Source organism: Leuconostoc aquikimchii (genome assembly GCF_040838325.1).
In the GTDB taxonomy this organism is placed as follows: Bacteria; Bacillota; Bacilli; order Lactobacillales; family Lactobacillaceae; genus Leuconostoc; species Leuconostoc aquikimchii.
The window spans coordinates 1,536,588-1,555,194 of record NZ_JBFPER010000001.1; the positions used below are offsets into that span (position 1 = coordinate 1,536,588).

General features: G+C 38.9%; 16 protein-coding genes. 3 read left to right on the forward strand and 13 right to left on the reverse strand.

The features are described 5' to 3' along the window. Positions 1-85: 85 nt before the first annotated feature. The 8 genes from obgE to gatC all read right to left on the reverse strand — a co-directional run bounded on the left by obgE (position 86) and on the right by gatC (position 11,181). Positions 86-1,405: a GTPase ObgE gene (gene obgE, locus AB3K24_RS07495; RefSeq protein WP_367974792.1), complete on the reverse strand. Its 1,320-nt coding sequence runs from the start codon at positions 1,403-1,405 to the stop codon at positions 86-88. 217 nt (positions 1,406-1,622) lie between these two features. Continuing rightward, the gene (gene uvrC / locus AB3K24_RS07500) at positions 1,623-3,416 is read right to left on the reverse strand and encodes an excinuclease ABC subunit UvrC (protein WP_367974794.1); all 1,794 of its coding nucleotides are present in this window, start codon (positions 3,414-3,416) and stop codon (positions 1,623-1,625) included. 76 nt (positions 3,417-3,492) lie between these two features. Then, positions 3,493-5,112: a CTP synthase gene (locus AB3K24_RS07505; RefSeq protein WP_367974795.1), complete on the reverse strand. Its 1,620-nt coding sequence runs from the start codon at positions 5,110-5,112 to the stop codon at positions 3,493-3,495. 172 nt (positions 5,113-5,284) lie between these two features. Continuing rightward, positions 5,285-6,679 (reverse strand): 23S rRNA (uracil(1939)-C(5))-methyltransferase RlmD, encoded by a 1,395-nt coding sequence (gene rlmD / locus AB3K24_RS07510; RefSeq protein ID WP_367975602.1) that lies wholly within the window; start codon positions 6,677-6,679, stop codon positions 5,285-5,287. A gap of 93 nt (positions 6,680-6,772) precedes the next feature. After that, complete coding sequence (locus tag AB3K24_RS07515; protein WP_367975603.1) at positions 6,773-7,762, reverse strand: diacylglycerol kinase family lipid kinase; 990 nt, start codon at positions 7,760-7,762, stop codon at positions 6,773-6,775. A gap of 141 nt (positions 7,763-7,903) precedes the next feature. After that, the gene (gatB, locus tag AB3K24_RS07520) at positions 7,904-9,343 is read right to left on the reverse strand and encodes an Asp-tRNA(Asn)/Glu-tRNA(Gln) amidotransferase subunit GatB (RefSeq protein WP_367974797.1); all 1,440 of its coding nucleotides are present in this window, start codon (positions 9,341-9,343) and stop codon (positions 7,904-7,906) included. 60 nt (positions 9,344-9,403) lie between these two features. After that, positions 9,404-10,870: an Asp-tRNA(Asn)/Glu-tRNA(Gln) amidotransferase subunit GatA gene (gene gatA / locus AB3K24_RS07525; RefSeq protein ID WP_367974798.1), complete on the reverse strand. Its 1,467-nt coding sequence runs from the start codon at positions 10,868-10,870 to the stop codon at positions 9,404-9,406. A 2-nt stretch (positions 10,871-10,872) separates the two neighbouring features. After that, entirely contained in the window at positions 10,873-11,181 is a 309-nt protein-coding gene (gene gatC / locus AB3K24_RS07530) for an Asp-tRNA(Asn)/Glu-tRNA(Gln) amidotransferase subunit GatC (RefSeq protein WP_367974800.1), read from the reverse strand. A 228-nt stretch (positions 11,182-11,409) separates the two neighbouring features. Between gatC and rpsO the strand changes: the two genes are divergently transcribed. Together rpsO and rpsT are read left to right on the forward strand one after the other, a co-directional pair. Further along, positions 11,410-11,679 (forward strand): 30S ribosomal protein S15, encoded by a 270-nt coding sequence (rpsO, locus tag AB3K24_RS07535; RefSeq protein WP_367974802.1) that lies wholly within the window; start codon positions 11,410-11,412, stop codon positions 11,677-11,679. Positions 11,680-11,728: 49 nt separating this feature from the next. Next, complete coding sequence (gene rpsT, locus AB3K24_RS07540) at positions 11,729-11,980, forward strand: 30S ribosomal protein S20 (RefSeq protein ID WP_367974804.1); 252 nt, start codon at positions 11,729-11,731, stop codon at positions 11,978-11,980. Between the two features lie 51 nt (positions 11,981-12,031). Here rpsT and holA read toward each other — a convergent pair whose 3' ends face one another. From holA to AB3K24_RS07555, 3 genes are read right to left on the reverse strand one after another with little or no spacing between them, the layout of a single operon-like run. Then, positions 12,032-13,033 (reverse strand): DNA polymerase III subunit delta, encoded by a 1,002-nt coding sequence (gene holA / locus AB3K24_RS07545; RefSeq protein ID WP_367974806.1) that lies wholly within the window; start codon positions 13,031-13,033, stop codon positions 12,032-12,034. After that, entirely contained in the window at positions 12,996-15,290 is a 2,295-nt protein-coding gene (locus AB3K24_RS07550) for a DNA internalization-related competence protein ComEC/Rec2 (RefSeq protein ID WP_367974808.1), read from the reverse strand. The genes holA and AB3K24_RS07550 overlap by 38 nt, the downstream gene beginning before the upstream one ends. Continuing rightward, positions 15,290-15,931 (reverse strand): helix-hairpin-helix domain-containing protein, encoded by a 642-nt coding sequence (locus tag AB3K24_RS07555; RefSeq protein ID WP_409201754.1) that lies wholly within the window; start codon positions 15,929-15,931, stop codon positions 15,290-15,292. Before AB3K24_RS07555 ends, AB3K24_RS07550 begins: the two co-directional genes overlap by 1 nt. Positions 15,932-16,318: 387 nt before the next feature. Here AB3K24_RS07555 and AB3K24_RS07560 point away from each other — a divergent pair, with 387 nt between their 5' ends. After that, positions 16,319-16,576, forward strand: a complete 258-nt coding sequence (locus AB3K24_RS07560) for a hypothetical protein (RefSeq protein ID WP_367974811.1) — start codon at positions 16,319-16,321, stop codon at positions 16,574-16,576. A gap of 14 nt (positions 16,577-16,590) precedes the next feature. Here AB3K24_RS07560 and AB3K24_RS07565 read toward each other — a convergent pair whose 3' ends face one another. Next, positions 16,591-17,088, reverse strand: coding sequence for a hypothetical protein (locus AB3K24_RS07565; protein WP_367974812.1), 498 nt, complete (start codon positions 17,086-17,088; stop codon positions 16,591-16,593). 139 nt (positions 17,089-17,227) lie between these two features. Continuing rightward, the gene (gene glmU / locus AB3K24_RS07570; protein ID WP_367974814.1) at positions 17,228-18,601 is read right to left on the reverse strand and encodes a bifunctional UDP-N-acetylglucosamine diphosphorylase/glucosamine-1-phosphate N-acetyltransferase GlmU; all 1,374 of its coding nucleotides are present in this window, start codon (positions 18,599-18,601) and stop codon (positions 17,228-17,230) included. Positions 18,602-18,607: the final 6 nt, after the last annotated feature.

The window sequence follows — 18,607 nt, forward strand, 5'->3', positions numbered from 1 at the left end:
TTATCGTTTCACAATGTGATTTTTATAACTTTATGAAGCACAAAAAAACGAGCAACCGTTTCTGGTCACTCGTTTATAAACCATATTAATCACTAAATTCAAATACAAAGTCTGAGTCACCAATACGGACATCATCCCCATCTTTAGCGCCTGCTTTACGCAACGCATCATCAACACCCATGTGTCGCAATTGCCGACCAAAACGCATAATCGTCGCATCACGTTGGATATTCGTCATTAAGAATAGTTTCTCAACTTCTGAACCACCAATAATCCATTGCTCATTCTCTTCAGACCACACAACAGTAAAGTCATGATTTTCTGGCTTAAAGTCATATGTCTTTTCGTTAGCAACAGCGTCATCAACAGTACGATAACTCTCAGGTGCCGGTGCTGTCGCCAGCATATCTGCCGTTAAACGCATCAACTCTTGTGTGCCATCACGCGTCAAAGCTGAAATAGGCACAATACTAGGTTGTACAGGTAACCCAGATTCTACAGCAATTTCTTTGCGGAACTGCGCTAGATTTTCATCAGAATCTGGCATATCCATTTTTGTCGGTACCACAATTTGAGGACGATCCAAAATTGTGGCATCATATTGTTGTAATTCGTCTAATATCTTACGATATTGTGTGTAAGGGTCTGTGCCTTCAACACCCGACATATCAACTAAATGTAAAACAACTTTTGTGCGTTCAACGTGTCGTAAGAATTGAAACCCAAGACCAATACCCTGTGAAGCGCCTTCGATTAATCCTGGCAAATCCGCCATGACAAAATCACGTTCATCATCTAAACGTACCATGCCAATATTTGGTGAGAGGGTTGTAAAGTGATAAGCCGCTACTTTAGGTTTTGCATTTGAAACAACAGATAACAAGGTTGATTTACCAGCTGATGGGAATCCCACCAAACCAACATCAGCCAAGACCTTTAATTCTAATTTCAAATTCCGAATAATTCCTGGTTCGCCATTTTCTGATAGTTCCGGCGCTGGATTGGCAGATGTGGCAAAATGAATATTACCACGACCACCACGACCACCTTTAGCAACCAAAAGTTCCTGCCCATTTTCAAGTAAATCACCTAAAAGCTCACCAGTATCAGCATCTTTAACTGTTGTACCCTGTGGTACTTTGATATAGCGATCTTCTGAAGAAGCACCTGTCATACCTTTTGTGCCACCATTACCACCTGGATGTGCTTTAAAGTGACGGTTATAACGGAAATCCATCAATGTGCGCAATCCTTCATCTACTTTGAAAATAATTGAACCGCCACGACCACCATCACCACCAAAAGGTCCCCCCATTGCAACGAACTTTTCATGACGAAATGAGACAATCCCGTCTCCACCTTTTCCGGCTTTTACTTCAATTTCTGCTTGATCTACGAATGCCATAGTAGTTAGCGCGCAACGTATTAAAGCGTTGTGCCAATTAAAGCGTGAAGATTATGGTTTTGTAACCAAAATATTCACGCTTTTTGACACAAGGCTTTAAGCAACACCGCGCGCGTTTTCTCCTTGTCTGCTCACACACGTGAGCTTGCGATTAATTAATACTCTAGTTTAACACAAAATGCAATATTGTGCGAATGTGTCATGCTTTTGTGCTGGGTTATTCCCCTATTTTCAAACTCATATGAATGACCCGAGCCAACTTTTCATTAATGCCCATGGCCTGTAATTTTGAAATCGGTGCAGCAGCAATTTTTGGTAAGGAACCAAATTCACGTAATAGTTTTTGTCTTGTCTTTGGCCCAACACCATTAATCGTATCTAAGCGTGATGCTAACGAATTCTTACTGCGTAATTGTCTATGAAAATTAATAGCAAATCGATGAACTTCTTCTTGAACACGTTGAATTAAAAAAAATCCTTCCGATTGTTTACCTAGCACAACGATTTCTTCGGTTTTACCATCAATTAAATCAGCTGTTTTATGTTTATCATTTTTAACCATAGCAGCAAGTGGTACATGTGTTAAGCCTAATTCATCTACCAAAACTTCTTTAGCCGCATGCAGTTGAATTTCACCACCATCCATAAGAATCAAATCTGGCATTGTCCCACCCTCTTTTAAGAGGCGTGAATAACGACGCCGAATCACTTCTTGTGTTTCTGTCCACTCATCCGCATGGTCAACTGATTTAATTTTATATTTACGATATAAATTTTTATTTGGCACCCCATCATCAAAAACAACCATTGCACTGACAATTTCAGTGCCTTGTGTATGCGAGTGGTCAAACGATTCAATACGATGTCCCATTGGAACATGCAATGCTTCTGTGATTTCTCGCATAGCGCCAGTTGTTTTTTTCTCATTCATTTGCATTAAACGAAATTTTTCTTCTAATGCAATACGCGCATTTTTTTTAGCTAAATCCATTAAATCGCGTTTTTCCCCACGAATTGGCGTACGAACTGGCACTGCTAACATTTCAGTCAACGCATCAATATCAACGCCATGTGGCACAAGAATTTCATGTGGCTTTTGAATATTACGCTGTGCATAAAACTGTTGAATGAAGTTCATCATTTCTTCATCTTCAGCACCAACCACTGAAAATGTGCGTTTGAATTGCCTAATTAAACGCGCTTGTCGTAAGAAAAACACTTCAACTGTCATCCACCCTTTATCCAAATAATAATTGAATAAATCTCTAGGCGTTGTATCTTTAGACAACACACGTTGACTTTCAACTGTTTCATCAATGTATTTTAATTGATCTCTTAAATCTGCAGCCCGTTCAAATTCTAACGTGTCAGCAGCAGTCTTCATTTTTTCAGCAATGATTTTTTTAACGTTGGCTGTGTCGCCATCCAAAAAATGTTTAATACGATCTATTTGTTCATCATAGGCCTGCTTTGATACCTCATGCCAACAAGGTCCTAAACACTGTCCCATATTATAATACAGGCACGGGCGCCCCTGATAGCCATTGCAACGCCGTAGCGGATAATTTTTTTCTAAAAAGCGCAATGTCTCTTGTGCCGCATAAACGTTAGGATATGGCCCAAAATAAAAACCACCATCCTTTTTAACTTCATTGACCAATAGCATTTTTGGATTACGTTCTTTAGTAATTTTGATATAAGGATAACCTGTCCCATATTTTAAACGAATATTATAATAAGGTTTATATTTTTTGATTAATTCATTTTCTAACAAAAAAGCTTCTTTGTCAGAATTTGTGACAATGAACTCAAAATCAACAATGTTTTGAACAAGTTCAGCCGTTTTACCATTATGATCTTGTTTAAAATATGAACGGACACGATTCTTCAGGTTTTTTGCCTTACCAACATAAATAATTTTGCCGTTTTGATCTTTCATTTGATATGACCCGGGTTCTGCTGGGAGTAACGCGAGTTTTTGTTCAATGTGTTTTGATGGATTTGCTAACATGTTTCTATTATACCAAGCTATTCAAGTATTTTGTTCTAAAATAAAAACACGCGTTCGCGTGTTTCAACTATAATCATTATTTTGCTTTGTGTTGCAACGCTGCACCAATAAAATCACGATACAGACCTTCTGGACGTTCAGGACGAGATAAGAATTCTGGATGATACTGTGCTGCCACGAAAAAGTCATTTTTTGGATACTCGATGACTTCCATTAAACGATCATCTGGCGACGTTGCTGAAAATATCATGCCCGCTGCCTCAAACGCTTGACGATAAGTTGTGTTGAATTCATAGCGGTGGCGATGACGTTGCTGGATTTCTGCCACATTGTCATAGGCCTTTGCTGTCAATGTGTTTGGTACCAACATTGCTGGATAAAGACCTAATCTTAATGTGCCACCCAAATTTTCAACATTTTCTTGATCTTTCATCAAATCAATAATTGGTGTCGTGGTGTCAGGATTTAATTCAGTCGAGTTGGCGTCTGAATAACCCAAAACATGGCGTGCAAATTCAACTGAAGCTAGTTGCATACCTAAGCATACACCCAAAAATGGCACATTAGACTCACGAGCATAACGAATCGCTTCAATTTTACCTTCTGTACCACGTTCACCAAATCCACCTGGTACCATAATACCATCTGCATCAGCAAGCAACGCCTTCACATTTTCAGCTGTCACGGTTTCAGATTTAATGTGTGTGAGAGTCACGTCTGCCGCTTGTGCATACCCTGCATGTTTAAGCGCTTCATTAACTGAAATATAAGCATCTGGCAAATCTGTATACTTCCCAACTACAGTAATATTAACGGCCTTTTTTGGATGCTTGATACCAGCAATCATCTTTGCCCAGTCAGTCATATCTGCCTTGGGCGCATCAATTTGCAACTTATTTAAAACAACATCATCCATGCCTTGCGCTTGCAAGTTCAATGGAATTTCGTACAATGTTTCAACATCACGAGATTCAACCACTGCTTCTGGACTCACATCCGTAAAGGTCGAAATCTTCTTTATTAAGCTCTCTTCTAGCGGTGCTGATGTCCGTAGAACGATCATATCAGGTTGAATACCTAATGATCTTAGTTGCGCAACAGAATGCTGTGTTGGCTTTGTTTTAGCTTCTCCAGCCGCTGTTAAGTAGACAATTAAGCTTGTATGAATATAAAAGACATTTTCACTACCAAGATCTGACTTCATTTGACGTAATGCTTCAATAAATGGTAAGCTTTCAATATCTCCAACTGTACCACCGACTTCAACAATGACCACATCAGCATCAGTTGATTGAGCCGCTTTTTTCATTTTGTCTTTAATTGCATCTGTGATGTGTGGAATAACTTGAACGGTCCCACCATTATAGTCTCCACGGCGTTCTTTTGCTAACACTTCAGAATAAATACGCCCTGTTGTGACATTAGAATACATGTTAGTATTAATGTCCATAAACCGTTCATAATGGCCCATATCCAAATCTGTTTCTAGGCCATCACCAGTTACGAATGTTTCCCCGTGTTGATAAGGTGACATGGTACCCGGATCAATATTGATATATGGATCTAACTTTTGAATAGCAAGCTTTAACCCACGATTTTTTAGCAAACGACCAAGTGATGCCGCCACAATGCCTTTACCTAATGATGACACAACGCCACCGGTAACAAAAATATACTTAACTTGCTTATCTGCCATGATGCCTCCTCATGATTCAGCGCAGCCGCGCTCGCAACGTCTCAGGGGTAAAAATAAATTAGAAAAGCTCCCAAGCTGAACTTGGGAGCTTTTAACGTCTGTCCCATTAAATGGGAGCCCTAATATATACTACAGATTTAACCTGTTTTTGTCAAACTTTTTAAACTGTTAATTATTTTGTCACACGTTTAAATACTGTAATACTTTCAACGTGAGTTGTTTGTGGGAACTGATCAATTGGTTGCACTGCCCCATCAATTTTAAATCCTTCTGCTAAAATTTGGACGGCATCGCGTGCTAATGTTGCTGGATTGCAACTAATATAAACGAATGTTTCCGGTTTCATAACGCTAACCGCAGAAATCAATTCAGCTGTCAATCCTTTACGTGGTGGATCAACGAAAACAACATTGGGTTTCAACCCCTCTTCGGCCCACTTAACCATCTGCTCAGGTGCGTCAGCTGTCACAAATTCAACGTTGTCGATGTGATTGTTTTTAGCATTTTTCTCTGCATCTTCAACAGCACCTTCAACGACTTCAACACCATAAATTTTCTCAACCTTATCCGCAATCGACAAAGTAATCGTCCCAATACCAGAGTATGCATCCACAACTGTATCAGTCTTTTTTAGCCCTGCCTTTTCAGCAGCAAGTGCATACAAAGTCGCTGTTGTCTGTGGATTCACTTGATAAAACGAATTGGGACCAATAACAAAATCTTTGCCCATTAGTTGATCATGAATTTCATTAGCACCCCAAACTGTTTCATTCCACTGTCCCATGATGACATTCGTATCATGGTTATTGATATTGTGGATAAAACTCTTTAATTCGGGTAGTTTTGCCTGCAAACGTGTTGCAATTTCTTCTGCATCAGGTAATTTCTTGGTATTTGTCACAATCGCAACCATTAATTCGTGTGAATAATACCCACGACGCGCCATAATATGACGCACAACACCTTTGTTTGTTTCTTCATCATATGCAGAAAGTCCTAAGTCGCGTAAAATATCACGTGTGACGATAATTGCTTCATCAACTTTTGGATCTTGGATATAAAAATCTTCGGTTGGCACAAGTTTGTGCGACCCACGACGATAAAAGCCTGTCTCCAACCGACCATTAATCAATTGTACCGGCACTTGTGCCTTGTTACGATATTTTGTTGGATTTTCCATACCAAGCGTTGGTTTAACATCAACGTCAACTTTGACCTTTTTGAACATTTGCTCAATTTGGTGTTGTTTAAATGATAATTGTGCGTCATACTTTAAGTTCGCCAATGGCGCAATTCCCGTGGTAATAGCCGCTTTATCGACATTTTCAGCACGGTTAGGTGATTCTTGCACACGTGTCACCACACGTCCAAATGCATAGTTTTTTAGGACTTTAGTAATACTGAGATTCACAATCTCGCCAGGAATGGCATCAACTACGAAAATAGGAAAATTATCAATTTTGACAACCCCCATACCTTGATAAGTGATATCAATCACTTCACCTTGAATTTCTTGATTCTTTGTAACTGGTACCGCTGTCTTGTAAACACGATTAGCTTTTGCCATATATTTTAACGGGATACAATAATTAATCACCATTGATTGGTTATTGTATCCCATTTCTCCTTTTCTTGGGTTTTTAGACACCCACTGTCAACCTTATTTAACGTCGAGTTTTTCGACGCCTGCCACAAATTTTTTCTTCGTTTGATCTGAAATAGTCGCTGCTTCTTGCATTCCTGAACGATTGGCAACAAACTCGATATGTTGCTGTAGATCCGTAAACACCATCGGTGCATCGCCACCATACTCACCATCTAAATTGACTTTCAACTGATCCTGATCTAACGGTACAATTTCTACCTTATTCGTTTTCTTATAAATCATTTGTGGATTATCGACATGCTTGCCACCATTTAACATTTGTGCAACTATTTGTAAGATTTGGGCTAAATTAGATTCTTTGATAATTAATAATGTAAACTTACCGTCATCTAATTTGGCATCAGGAACAATGGTCTCAAAGCCACCAACAGAATTTGTTAAAGCTAAAAAAATCATCGATATTTTACCAGAATATTCACCAGTATCATAAGTCACTTTAGCATTAACTGGCTTTATTCGCGTGATAAGCTCTGTTCCTTTAACGAGATAGGCCAAATAACCATATAATGACTTCATCAAAGATGGTACAGCATATGTCACTTCACTAATTGTTCCCAGTGCTGCAATATTCATAAAATACTTTGACGTGCCTGTTTGATCAATTTTTCCAATGTCCATTTTAATGGTTTCACGCTGAAAAATAATTTTAGCTGCTTCTAACGGTTCATCACGTGGTAGCTTTAAAGCACGTGCATAATCATTCGTTGTCCCAGCTGGAATAACAGCCATCATCGGCCGCTTTGATAATGGCGCTAAGCCATTGACAACTTCGTTTATTGTCCCATCACCACCAGCCGCGACAATCAAGTCAAAACCTGCTGCTGCTGCACGTGTAGCCTCTTTAGCTGCTGACATTGGTTCTGGTGTCGTAGCAAATGCTGAAGTTTCATAACCAGCAAGTTCGTAAGTATGTAAAATATCCAGCATTTCCCGTTTAATTACTTCGCGACCAGATGTTGGATTATAAATAATTCGTGCTCTCATTTTAAAGTGTGACGTAGCCATTATAACGGCTACCAACCACGTTACCGTGTCACACTGTCCTTTCATAAAACTATGTACACAGGTATTACCCTGTATAAAACGTATAACATACATTAACTAAAAATACACTAACTCTGACCCTTAACGCTTGGCTAATTCTTCTAACAATAGCTTGTTCATCACACCAGGGTTTGCTTGCCCTTTTGACATTTTCATTAATTGGCCAATAAGGTACCCAGTTGCACGATCTTTACCACCCTTAAAATCTTCAATTGATTGTGGATTATTGTCCAAAACTTCAGTAATCCAGCCCAACAAAACGACTGGGTCACTAATTTGTACCAAACCATTCTTTTTAGCAAATGCTTCCGGTTCTTCACCCGACATGATCGCCTCAAAAACCTGCTTGGCTTGTTTTGTTGAAATAGTACCAGCTTCAATCAATTTAATCATACCAGCTAAATGCGCTGGTGTTAATTGGGTGTCTTGCAATTCAATTTGATGCTTATTCATAAATGCATTCACATCGCCAATCAAGTAATTGGCCGCACGCTTTGCGTCAGCACCTGCTGCCACAGTTGCATCATAGAAATTTGACATTGCAAGCGTTTGTGTTAATACTTCCGCATCATATGGTTCAATACCTAAGCTTGATACATACTCACGCTGACGATCCCCAGCTGATTTTGGTAATTCATCAGCCACTTTTTGAATCCATGCTTGATCAATTGTAATTGGCGACAAATCTGGTTCTGGAAAATAACGATAATCATCCGCCCCTTCTTTAACACGCATCAAAATGGTTGACTTAGTTGGTTCATTGTATCGACGAGTTTCTTGTTGAATAACACCACCAGCTCGTAAAACCTCTGCTTGGCGCTTTTCTTCAAAAATTAATGCGTTGCGCACGTAGTTAAATGAATTAATGTTCTTCATTTCAACCTTTGTGCCATACTCAGATGAGCCAAATGGTCGAATCGAGATATTGACATCGGCACGCATTTGACCTTCTTGCATTTTAGCTTCTGAAATACCAGTAAACAAAATAGCTTGCCGTAATTGTTCCAAGTAAGCATAGGCTTCTTCAGGTGAAGCAATGTCTGGTTCAGAAACAATTTCAATTAAAGGTGTGCCTTGACGGTTCAAGTCAACATAAGAATAGCCATCTGATCCGTGTGTATTTTTACCGGCATCTTCTTCGACGTGCATTTCTTTAATACGGACACGCTTAACTGTGCCATCAGGCATTGTCACGTCTAAATAACCATTTGTTCCTAATGGTGTTTGTGATTGCGTTGTTTGATAAGCTTTTGGATTATCAGGGTAAAAATAGTTTTTACGATCCCATCGAATGAAGGGTGACACAGTCGCATGTAAAGCAAGTGCTGCACGCATACCATATTCTATTGCACCTTTGTTAGCGACAGGTAAAACACCTGGATAACCAAAATCAATCACATTTGTATTTTCATTAGGCTTATCACCATAATGCACTGGTGAAGGTGACATGAGCTTTGAGTTCGTTTGCATTTCAACGTGGACTTCAAGTCCTATAGTCGTTTCAAAATTTCCTGTTGCCATAATTTTAGAACGTTTTCTAACCATATAGATAGTTAAAAAACGCGTTTCCTCCCTCTTAGCTTAATATTTTTTAGCGATATTTGGTAATTGTTCAAACAAACGACTAGCCTGTTCAAAAGCATAACCCGTTTGATAGACAGTTGCTTCATCAAATGGCTTCCCAATAATTTGCAAACCAACTGGTAACCCATCCACAAATCCGGCATTAACTGATAGACCGGGCAAGCCAGCTAAGTTAACTGGAATTGTTAGGACGTCAGCCAAATACATCGCAGTTGGATCATCAATTTCTTCGCCCAAACCATAAGCAACGGTTGGTGCGGTTGGCCCAACAATCACATCATAATCAGCAAAAACCTTGTTAAAATCTTCTATTAATAACGTTCTAATTTTTGCTGCTTTTTTAAAGAACGCGTCATAGGCACCTGCAGAAAGTGAAAATGTGCCAAGCATGATACGTCGCTTAACTTCATCCCCAAATCCTTCAGATCGTGTTTTAATATACAAATCTTCTAGGTTCTTAACATCATCTGATCGGAAACCATAACGGACACCGTCATAACGTTGCAAGTTTGATGAGGCTTCTGAAGACATAATGATGTAATACGCAGCCACACCGTACTTCGTGTGTGGCAAACTTACTTCGTCAACTGTTGCGCCCATTGCTTCAAGTTGAGCAATGGCTGCTTTGACTGTTGTCGCAACTTTAGGATCAATTCCTTCACCAAAATATTCTTTTGGTACAGCAATTTTTAAACCTTTAACATCCCCAGTTAACTTTGAAGTGAAATCAGGCACATCACGTTCTGATGACGTTGAATCCTTTGCATCAAAACCAGCAATTGTATTCAAAACCAGCGCATTATCTTTCACAGTTCGTGTGAAAGGGCCAATTTGATCAAGCGATGAAGCCATGGCAAACAGACCCCAACGAGACACACGACCATAGGTTGGCTTTAAACCGACAATACCATTAAACGCTGCTGGTTGGCGAATTGAACCACCTGTATCAGATCCCAATGCAAAGGGCACCTGCCCACCTGCCACAGCTGCTGCGGAACCACCAGATGAGCCACCAGGAACTTTGGTATGATCCCATGCATTCGCTGTTTTTTTATAGTAAGATGTCTCTGTCGAACCACCCATAGCAAATTCATCCATGTTAGTTTTACCAACAGAAATTGCACCTACCGTACTTAATTTGTCAACAACAGTTGCGTCATAAACTGGTTTAAAACCTTCTAAAATGTGTGAGGCCCCAGTTGTTTGAATACCATCTGTAGCTAAATTATCTTTTAATGCCAATGGCAAGCCAGATAAGACACTAGAAAAATCCTGTTTCTCATCAACTTTTTTTGCCTGTCGTAAGGCTTCATCTGTATTTGTTCTAATGAAAGCGTTCAACTCGTTGTCTGTATTTTCAATGTTGTCTAATGCAGCTTGTGTCAAATCAACAGCCGTGATGTCCTTGTTAACTAATTTTTCATGCAAGGAGGTTAAGTCATTATCAAAAAAATTAATTGTCATGCTTATTCTCCTTCGCCATCTAAGATTGCTGGCACTTTAATCAAATCCGCCGCCTCTAGTGGGGCATTTTTTAATAACGCTTGTTTTTGGTGCCAATTATTGGCGACATCATCACGCAAATGATTCACATTTTCAGTGACCGAATAGGTTGGTTCAACAGCATCCGTGTTAACTTCCCCCAACGTATCAAAAATATTTAAAATGCTATCTAATTGGGTTGTGAATTGTTCTAATTCAGCATCATCAAACGCTAGTTTGGCTAAATTAGCAACGTGTGCAACTTCTGCTTTTGAAATTGTTATCTCAGACATTTACTTACTCCTTTAAACGTGTTTGTTGTTTAACCGCATGTACAACACACATGACAATATATACTTATTCATTTTACCATAACTCTGACGCAGTCTACGCTTGCATTTTAATAATATTCGCGTATAATTAAATTTGTTGTAAAAACAACATGACCAAGTACTTTGTTTAGCGTCTCACCGTCGCTTCACGCAGTCTTTGGCGTCATTTTAGAAAGGTGGATACGAATTATGGCACTTACACAAGAACGTAAGAACGAAATCATCAATGAATATGCTCGTCACGAAGGCGATACAGGTTCAGCTGAAGTACAAATCGCAGTTTTAACTGCTGATATTAACGAGTTGAACACACACATGGCAATTCACAAGCATGATTTCCACTCACAACGTGGTTTAATGAAGAAGATTGGTAGCCGTCGTAACTTATTACGTTACCTCCGCAATACTGACATTCAACGTTACCGTGAATTAATCCAACGCTTAGGTTTGCGTCGTTAATCTTAGGATTGCATGAAAACCTCGTATCAAATTTAAGGAGAAAAGACATATGCCTGTTATTGAATCAGCAATTCAACGTGTTCGTCTCACGAAAAAGCAACATGATCGTAACGAACCACAACTTAGTGCTTACCGCACAGCTGTTAAGCGTTTTGAAAGAGCTTCAGCTGCTGGTGAAGACAATTTAGCAGAATTATACAAGACTGCTTCTTCTGCTGTTGACCACGCCTATTCAAAAGGTTTGATCAAGAAGAACAAAGCTTCACGTGAAAAGTCACGTTTGGCTAAGTATGTTAAGTAAAATCAACTAGAAAAAACGACTTGGAAATCCAAGTCGTTTTTTTTTGATCTCTTATGCCGTATTTTTTAATATGAACCTTTCAAACAATAACGCCGGATCTTGATTTGTTGATTTTAATTTCACTTCGATACCTATCATACCTAAATAACTATCTCTAAGTGATGTCAATGAATATTGTTTTAGCATTTGACGTGCCAATTTAACACGATACGGATGGCTACTTAATTGTTTCCCCATATCTTGTTCAGTACCCTTTAAACCAGCAATTTGTAACAATAACCGAAATTGTCCAGTCAACACTGCATTAACCCGTAGTGCAGGTTCCCCATTTTGTAATAAATCCCGATAAATCATCAACGCTTTTTTAGGTTGGTGTGTCATCACAGCATCAACGAGATCAAAAACATTTGCCGTTAAGGTCTTTGGCACTAAAGCCGCCACGGCTTCAGATGTAATATTTTTACTATGTGTCGCATACGCAATCAATTTAGGTAATTCATTTTTCATTGCAGTATAGTGGGCATTCGTTCGTAATGTCAAGTCCTGCAAAGCATCTTGATCAATTTTGTAGGCACGTTGTTGTAGTTCTTGCATAATCATTTGTTTCGCCTGCGTTTCACTTAATGCCGGTAATTCAATATTTTCTGCTCGTTTTAACAGTGCCTTAGTTATTTTTTTACGTTTATCAATCTTTAAATCATTAATGAAAATAACAACGATATTTTCAGCAACTGATTTTTCTAATAATTTTACGAATTGGTCCTGATCTTGCGGTGAAATTTTACCCTTAGCTGTCAGAAAATCAGGGTTTTGAACAACCACAACACGTCGATCACCAAAAAAAGGCATCGACATGGCTTCATTAATAACATCATCTAAAGCTTCCACAGTAAGATCAAACTGCGCATAATTCATATCACGATTTTCAGGTTGAATAAGTTGCTTAAATTCATGTTGTGCACGTTGAATGAGACTCTCTTCATCCCCGGTCACAACATAAAAGTTAGCTAAAGCATTATTCTTGATTTGTTGTTGTAGCTGTTGCAAGTTCATGATTTAATTTTACCTCAAAGTGGCCTTTTTGACCTGTATAATTATATCTAATCATACCATGGGTTTGTGTATTAAACAGTGTCATTTGTTGGTCTTGAACTGTTTTTAATGTTTCAATGTGGGGATGGTGATAACGATTATTACGGCCAGCTGAAACAATGCCCACTTTAGGCTGCCATTGTTTGATAACGGCCGGATTAGAAGACGTTTTAGAACCATGGTGTCCTAATTTTAAAATATCAACACGCATATTAGGATATTTAGCAGCAATTGCCGACTCACCTGTTTGACCCAAATCACCTGCTGTAAATATATTTTGACCGCCAATTTTACCATACAACGCGATAGAGTCTTCATTTTCTGCCTGACCTGCTTGAAATGGGTGAACAATATGCAATGGCATTTTAGGCACCAACATCCCTTGAGTAACCTCTGTCACTTGCGTATCTTTGAGATATGGCTTAATTTCTTTTGCAAATGCCTGCTGCGCGGCCATACCTGTTGGCATAATGATATGGTTAACCTTGATTTTTTGTAGAATTATTTTCGCATCACCAATATGATCATAATCTTGGTGCGTTAACACAAGATTATCTATATGATTGATACCTTGACTATGCAAGTAATTAATAATAATCGTTTCACCTTTGGTTCGCTGAAAAGACTGTTCTTGCCACTGTTGTTTCGATTCAAACAGCACTTTGCCACCCGTGTCAATCAAAGTCACTGAACGATTAAATGGCTCGCGAATCAATATAGCATCCCCTTGACCAATATCAAAAATTGAAAATTCACCAGTCAGCGGAAACCGCGCCCAAAGCATCACAAGACTTAATAATAGAATCCATGTCACTCTGGCTAGTTTGGCAACACGCTTCTCCTTCACAAATAACAAAAGCGACATGATAAAAAGTATCATCACTAGTAACCAAGATATTTTGCCAATAATTAAATGACCAGGTAATGTCGCGATATAATCGACACCAGAGGCAAACAATTGGATCACAGTGTTCATAACATGCGTCACAATCGGTAATGATTGACCAATAAAACCAATCATGACAGCGGGTACAATAATAGCACTAAATACTGGTATGGCTGCAAAATTAACAAAGGTTTGCAACACATGCCATGTGTATTGTTGAGAAACAATGAGTGGTAAACTTACCGCACTTAGCAGTAAGTTTACCTGCCAGAAATTTAATTGTTTCGTAAATAATAAACAAAATGTCATAGCAAAAGATAACTGCCCACCTAATGTGAGTAAAATTCCTGGCTCATAAATTAGACTGCCTAATAAACTGATTGCCCAAACACTTTCAGCTGATATACGGCGCCAACCTGCCAAACGTGTCATCATAATTAACCCAGCAATTAAGGCACGGACAAGCACTGCTGGTTCACCAGCAAATATAAAATAACTTATCAAAAGAACTGCGCCCAACCAAGCAGACACTTCTTGTGGTATATAAAGCCGACGTAAAATCGCCATAAGCAGCATTAACAGATAAGACACATGAAACCCAGACACACTAAACAGATGAATCAGTCCTAACGTTTGCACACCTGGGTTATTGCCATAAAGTGACTGCGGTGTCGTACCTAAAATTAATGCTTGCGCATAATCACTTAATGGTTGTGGTAGTTTCGCTGAATTTTGAATGCCCTGTGCATGCCAAATATGTAGTTGATAGCGCCATTTTTGCCAATATTTTTGTGCATTCAGTGGTTTCACTTGCCATGACTTGATGTTAACTTGGTGAGTCATATGCTTTGTTTCATAATACCGCTGTGCATCAAACTGATTAAAATTTGTTGGTGCCTTAATACGTGAAAAGTCACCTATTGCTTCAAAATGAATGACATTTTTTTCAGATAACCACTCGTTTTTTTCAGCTTCAGAGGTTAACTTAGCATACAATCGAACGGTTTGCCCATTACCAGCTAAACGTGCATTGGTACGTAAATTATCGCCATCAATGGTGATATCGTCGGGTAAAATGATACCACTAATTTGAACAGCTTCTTGATCTTGTTGTAAAGACTGTAGTCGCAATTCACGTGCATCGTGCACAAAATATAACAAAAACGGTACACCTAAGAGAACAGCAATTATCATATGGCGCTTATTAAAATTAAAACAAAAAATAACAATAACTAATACCAACAAAACAATTGTTACAGCAGATAAATGGTAAACACAACCACTCATAGCAGCAATGAGCAAGCTCACGATCAACAAATAGCGATTAGCCATTATATCGTGACTTTATCTTGCAATGTTTCAAAACGTTTCGCCCCTATACCAGAGACTTCTTTGATATCATCTATTTTCTTAAAGCCGTCATGGGCTTCGCGATAAGCAATAATCTGCTCTGCCTTCTTCTCACCAACACCATCTAGCGTTTGCAATTCTTCAGCAGTCGCGGTGTTTAAATTAACTTTAGCCTTTTCTTGACTTGCTAACGTTGCTTGTTGATTCCCAGTAGATTTATCTGCTTTAACTTCCCCCACTACCGGGACATAAATCATTTGACCATCAGTTAATTTTTGCGCCAAATTAAATTGGACGGTATCAGCTTCACGTGTCAATCCACCAGCTTTTGCAATCGCTGTTTGTGCACGTGGTGAACTGACCACATCATAAACACCAGGATTTTTTACAGCACCTTTGACATCAATCATAATTGCCGAGTCAGTGGATGTTGCACTTATTGCGCTTGAACTTGAGTCAACTGGGTGACTTGTAGTGGCACTCAAAGCAGACGGTGTTTCTGACACACTAGGTTGCTTCATTAAAAACAACGCGATACACCCAATACAAATAATACTACCAAAAAGTATCCAAATTTTATGGCTTGCTAATTTATCTTTGATTAAATCAAACGTGTCTATCACATGACTTACCTCTGATGACATCATACGTTGAAACATATCACAGCACTAAAAAAACCTAACAAATTAATGTTAGGTTTTAGTTTGGCATGCAGGATTCGCTCCTGCGGGCGACTACTAGTTGTCACACCAGTAATAAAGTCGCGTCACTGCAGTGCAAGCACTGTTAGTCATAGTGAGAAAAGGGGGTTCCACAACCACCATTAACACCTGCATCTATACGAGACTTGTGATTTAACACAGCAGGCCACGTTCGGCGCTAATTTTTCAAGCGCTTCGACTCATCGCATGTATTTAGTATACCAAATTTCTAAGTAATAGTCAAAAACAAGTTGCTATTTTAAAATATCAGACAATCATTCATGCCTCATAACCTGTTATAATGGACATATGATAAAATTAACAAAATTAGAAAAACACGACATTATACGAATTGCTAATCCCAAATATATTGATTTGGCTGACATTTATGTACCAGATTCTCATGCTAATTCTAAACAACTGATGGCAGAGTACGTCATTGAAACCTATGACTTAGGTAAACTCTATGGTGTTAAATCAACCGTCTCCCCACACATATTGGACTTTAACTATTTGAGCGGTGAACAACAATCCCGTGTTACAGGTAAAATTGAATACGACGCATAAAACGAACGATAATTTTAATTATCGCTCGTTTTATTGTCTGATTCGTTAGTTTCTTCAATATCACTTTGCGCAGCTACAATATTAGCCAATTGCTCATCAAACCACTGCGAAATTTTTGTTTTAACACTAGCACTATCATCTAAATAAGCAGTCACTGAACTGACAAAAGTAATTTTTAAGTTTGACTGACTCACATCGACATTTTCAACAATCATGTACAGGTTGACATCATTATCGTCTTTCTCCGGCCAAATTAATTTTTTAAGTTGGTTTGTATACCGCAATGGCAGGTTGACAACATTTGTCTCTAAAGTTAATGTCGTCCCACCTTCATCTATCCCACCATTAATTTCGCCAGCAATATGTATAAAAGTGTCATCATTAATATGTTTGTCTAATGCCATAAAAAGATTATCCAATGCAATATGATCGCTATCTGAAATATTATCTTTATAGTAGTAAATAGTATCTTCTGCAATATTCTCTAGTGCTTTTTCGCCTGTAATTTGCATTGCTTCATCCTTTTAAATTATGCCAATATTATTTTACACAACAGTTGGCGATCATGCCACAATTGTTATTTAAAGTCACTATACGAAAAAAGCACAATCACATGTGCTTTTTATGTTGACTGTAAACCACATCTTATTATCACTTATGTGGCATATGATCCCAAAAATTTGCTTTATTAACTTGACGTGCTCGAGCAATTGCCATAGCATGCCCCGGTACGTCATTTGTAATGGTTGAACCTGCTGCCGTGATTGCTTCACTAGCAATAGTTACTGGCGCGACAATTTTTGTATTCGACCCAATAAAAGCACGATCGCCAACTATTGTACTAAATTTATTGGCGCCATCATAGTTAACAAAAATTGTACCCGCACCAATATTAACGTCTTCACCAATCGTTGCATTTCCTATATATGTCAAATGCCCCGCTTTCGTATTAGCGGCTAACGTGGCTTGTTTGACCTCAACAAAATTTCCAACATGCACATTGTCACCCAAGTTTGCTTGTGGCCGCAAGTGTGCATATGGACCAATAGTGATGCCATTGGCTAAAATAGCGCCTTCTAGGTGTGATGAAGTAATCACATTATCATCACCGATTAGGCTATCAGAAATACGCGACCCTTGGGTTATCACGTTATCTTTTCCAATAACTGTCTGTCCCAGAATGGTCACACCACCTTCAATCAAGGTGTCTTGACCAATAACCACTGTTGCATCAACAAATGTACTAGCTGGGTCTAATAACTCAACCCCAGCAACCATCAATTGGTGATTAATGCGTTCATGCATCACACGGTTTGCCACAGACAATGCCACACGATCATTGACACCCTGAGATTCTGTGAAGTTTTGTAACGTATATGCGCCAATTTGATGACCTGTTTGTCGTAAAATGTCTAACGTATCTGGCAAATAATATTCACCTTGCGCATTATTATTTTGCACCTGTGCTAATGACTCAAATAATAATTGATTGTCAAAAATATAGACACCCGTATTGATTTCTCGAATACGACGTTCGGTAACGCTGGCATCCTTTTGTTCCACTATCTTTATTACGGTGTCATCATCAGCTCGCACAATGCGACCATAACCAGTTGGATCGTCAGCAATAGCCGTCAAAACAGTTACGGTATTATTTGACCTATTATGCTCATCAATAAATTCAGATAGCGTTTCCGAACGAAACATCGGTGTATCACCTGACATGATAAGTGTCACGCCAGTACTTGCCCCAATTTTTGGCTGTGCCTGCTGAACAGCATGACCTGTCCCAAGCTGTTCAGCCTGCAAAACAAACTCACTACGTGTCCCAACATGTTCTTGAACACGCTCAGCGCCAACACCGATAACAGTAATAGGTTTATTTTTTGAAAGCGGTTCAACCGCATCAAGCACCCAATCAATCATCATTTGACCAGCAACATTATGCAACACTTTTGGTGCTTTTGACTTCATACGCGAACCATTACCAGCAGCCAATACTAGGACGTTTACTTCATCAATCATAAATAC

What these genes read in the sequence shown, in the direction of transcription:
- rpsT (WP_367974804.1), top strand. Translation starts at nt 11,729, where the DNA reads ATGCCTGTTATTGAATCAGCAATTCAACGTGTTCGTCTCACGAAAAAG.
- holA (WP_367974806.1), bottom strand. Translation starts at nt 13,033, where the DNA reads ATGAACTTGCAACAGCTACAACAACAAATCAAGAATAATGCTTTAGCT.
- rlmD (WP_367975602.1), bottom strand. Translation starts at nt 6,679, where the DNA reads ATGGCAAAAGCTAATCGTGTTTACAAGACAGCGGTACCAGTTACAAAG.
- obgE (WP_367974792.1), bottom strand. Translation starts at nt 1,405, where the DNA reads ATGGCATTCGTAGATCAAGCAGAAATTGAAGTAAAAGCCGGAAAAGGT.
- uvrC (WP_367974794.1), bottom strand. Translation starts at nt 3,416, where the DNA reads ATGTTAGCAAATCCATCAAAACACATTGAACAAAAACTCGCGTTACTC.
- AB3K24_RS07550 (WP_367974808.1), bottom strand. Translation starts at nt 15,290, where the DNA reads ATGGCTAATCGCTATTTGTTGATCGTGAGCTTGCTCATTGCTGCTATG.
- glmU (WP_367974814.1), bottom strand. Translation starts at nt 18,601, where the DNA reads ATGATTGATGAAGTAAACGTCCTAGTATTGGCTGCTGGTAATGGTTCG.
- rpsO (WP_367974802.1), top strand. Translation starts at nt 11,410, where the DNA reads ATGGCACTTACACAAGAACGTAAGAACGAAATCATCAATGAATATGCT.
- gatA (WP_367974798.1), bottom strand. Translation starts at nt 10,870, where the DNA reads ATGACAATTAATTTTTTTGATAATGACTTAACCTCCTTGCATGAAAAA.
- gatC (WP_367974800.1), bottom strand. Translation starts at nt 11,181, where the DNA reads ATGTCTGAGATAACAATTTCAAAAGCAGAAGTTGCACACGTTGCTAAT.
- gatB (WP_367974797.1), bottom strand. Translation starts at nt 9,343, where the DNA reads ATGGCAACAGGAAATTTTGAAACGACTATAGGACTTGAAGTCCACGTT.
- AB3K24_RS07515 (WP_367975603.1), bottom strand. Translation starts at nt 7,762, where the DNA reads ATGAGAGCACGAATTATTTATAATCCAACATCTGGTCGCGAAGTAATT.
- AB3K24_RS07565 (WP_367974812.1), bottom strand. Translation starts at nt 17,088, where the DNA reads ATGCAAATTACAGGCGAAAAAGCACTAGAGAATATTGCAGAAGATACT.
- AB3K24_RS07505 (WP_367974795.1), bottom strand. Translation starts at nt 5,112, where the DNA reads ATGGCAGATAAGCAAGTTAAGTATATTTTTGTTACCGGTGGCGTTGTG.
- AB3K24_RS07560 (WP_367974811.1), top strand. Translation starts at nt 16,319, where the DNA reads ATGATAAAATTAACAAAATTAGAAAAACACGACATTATACGAATTGCT.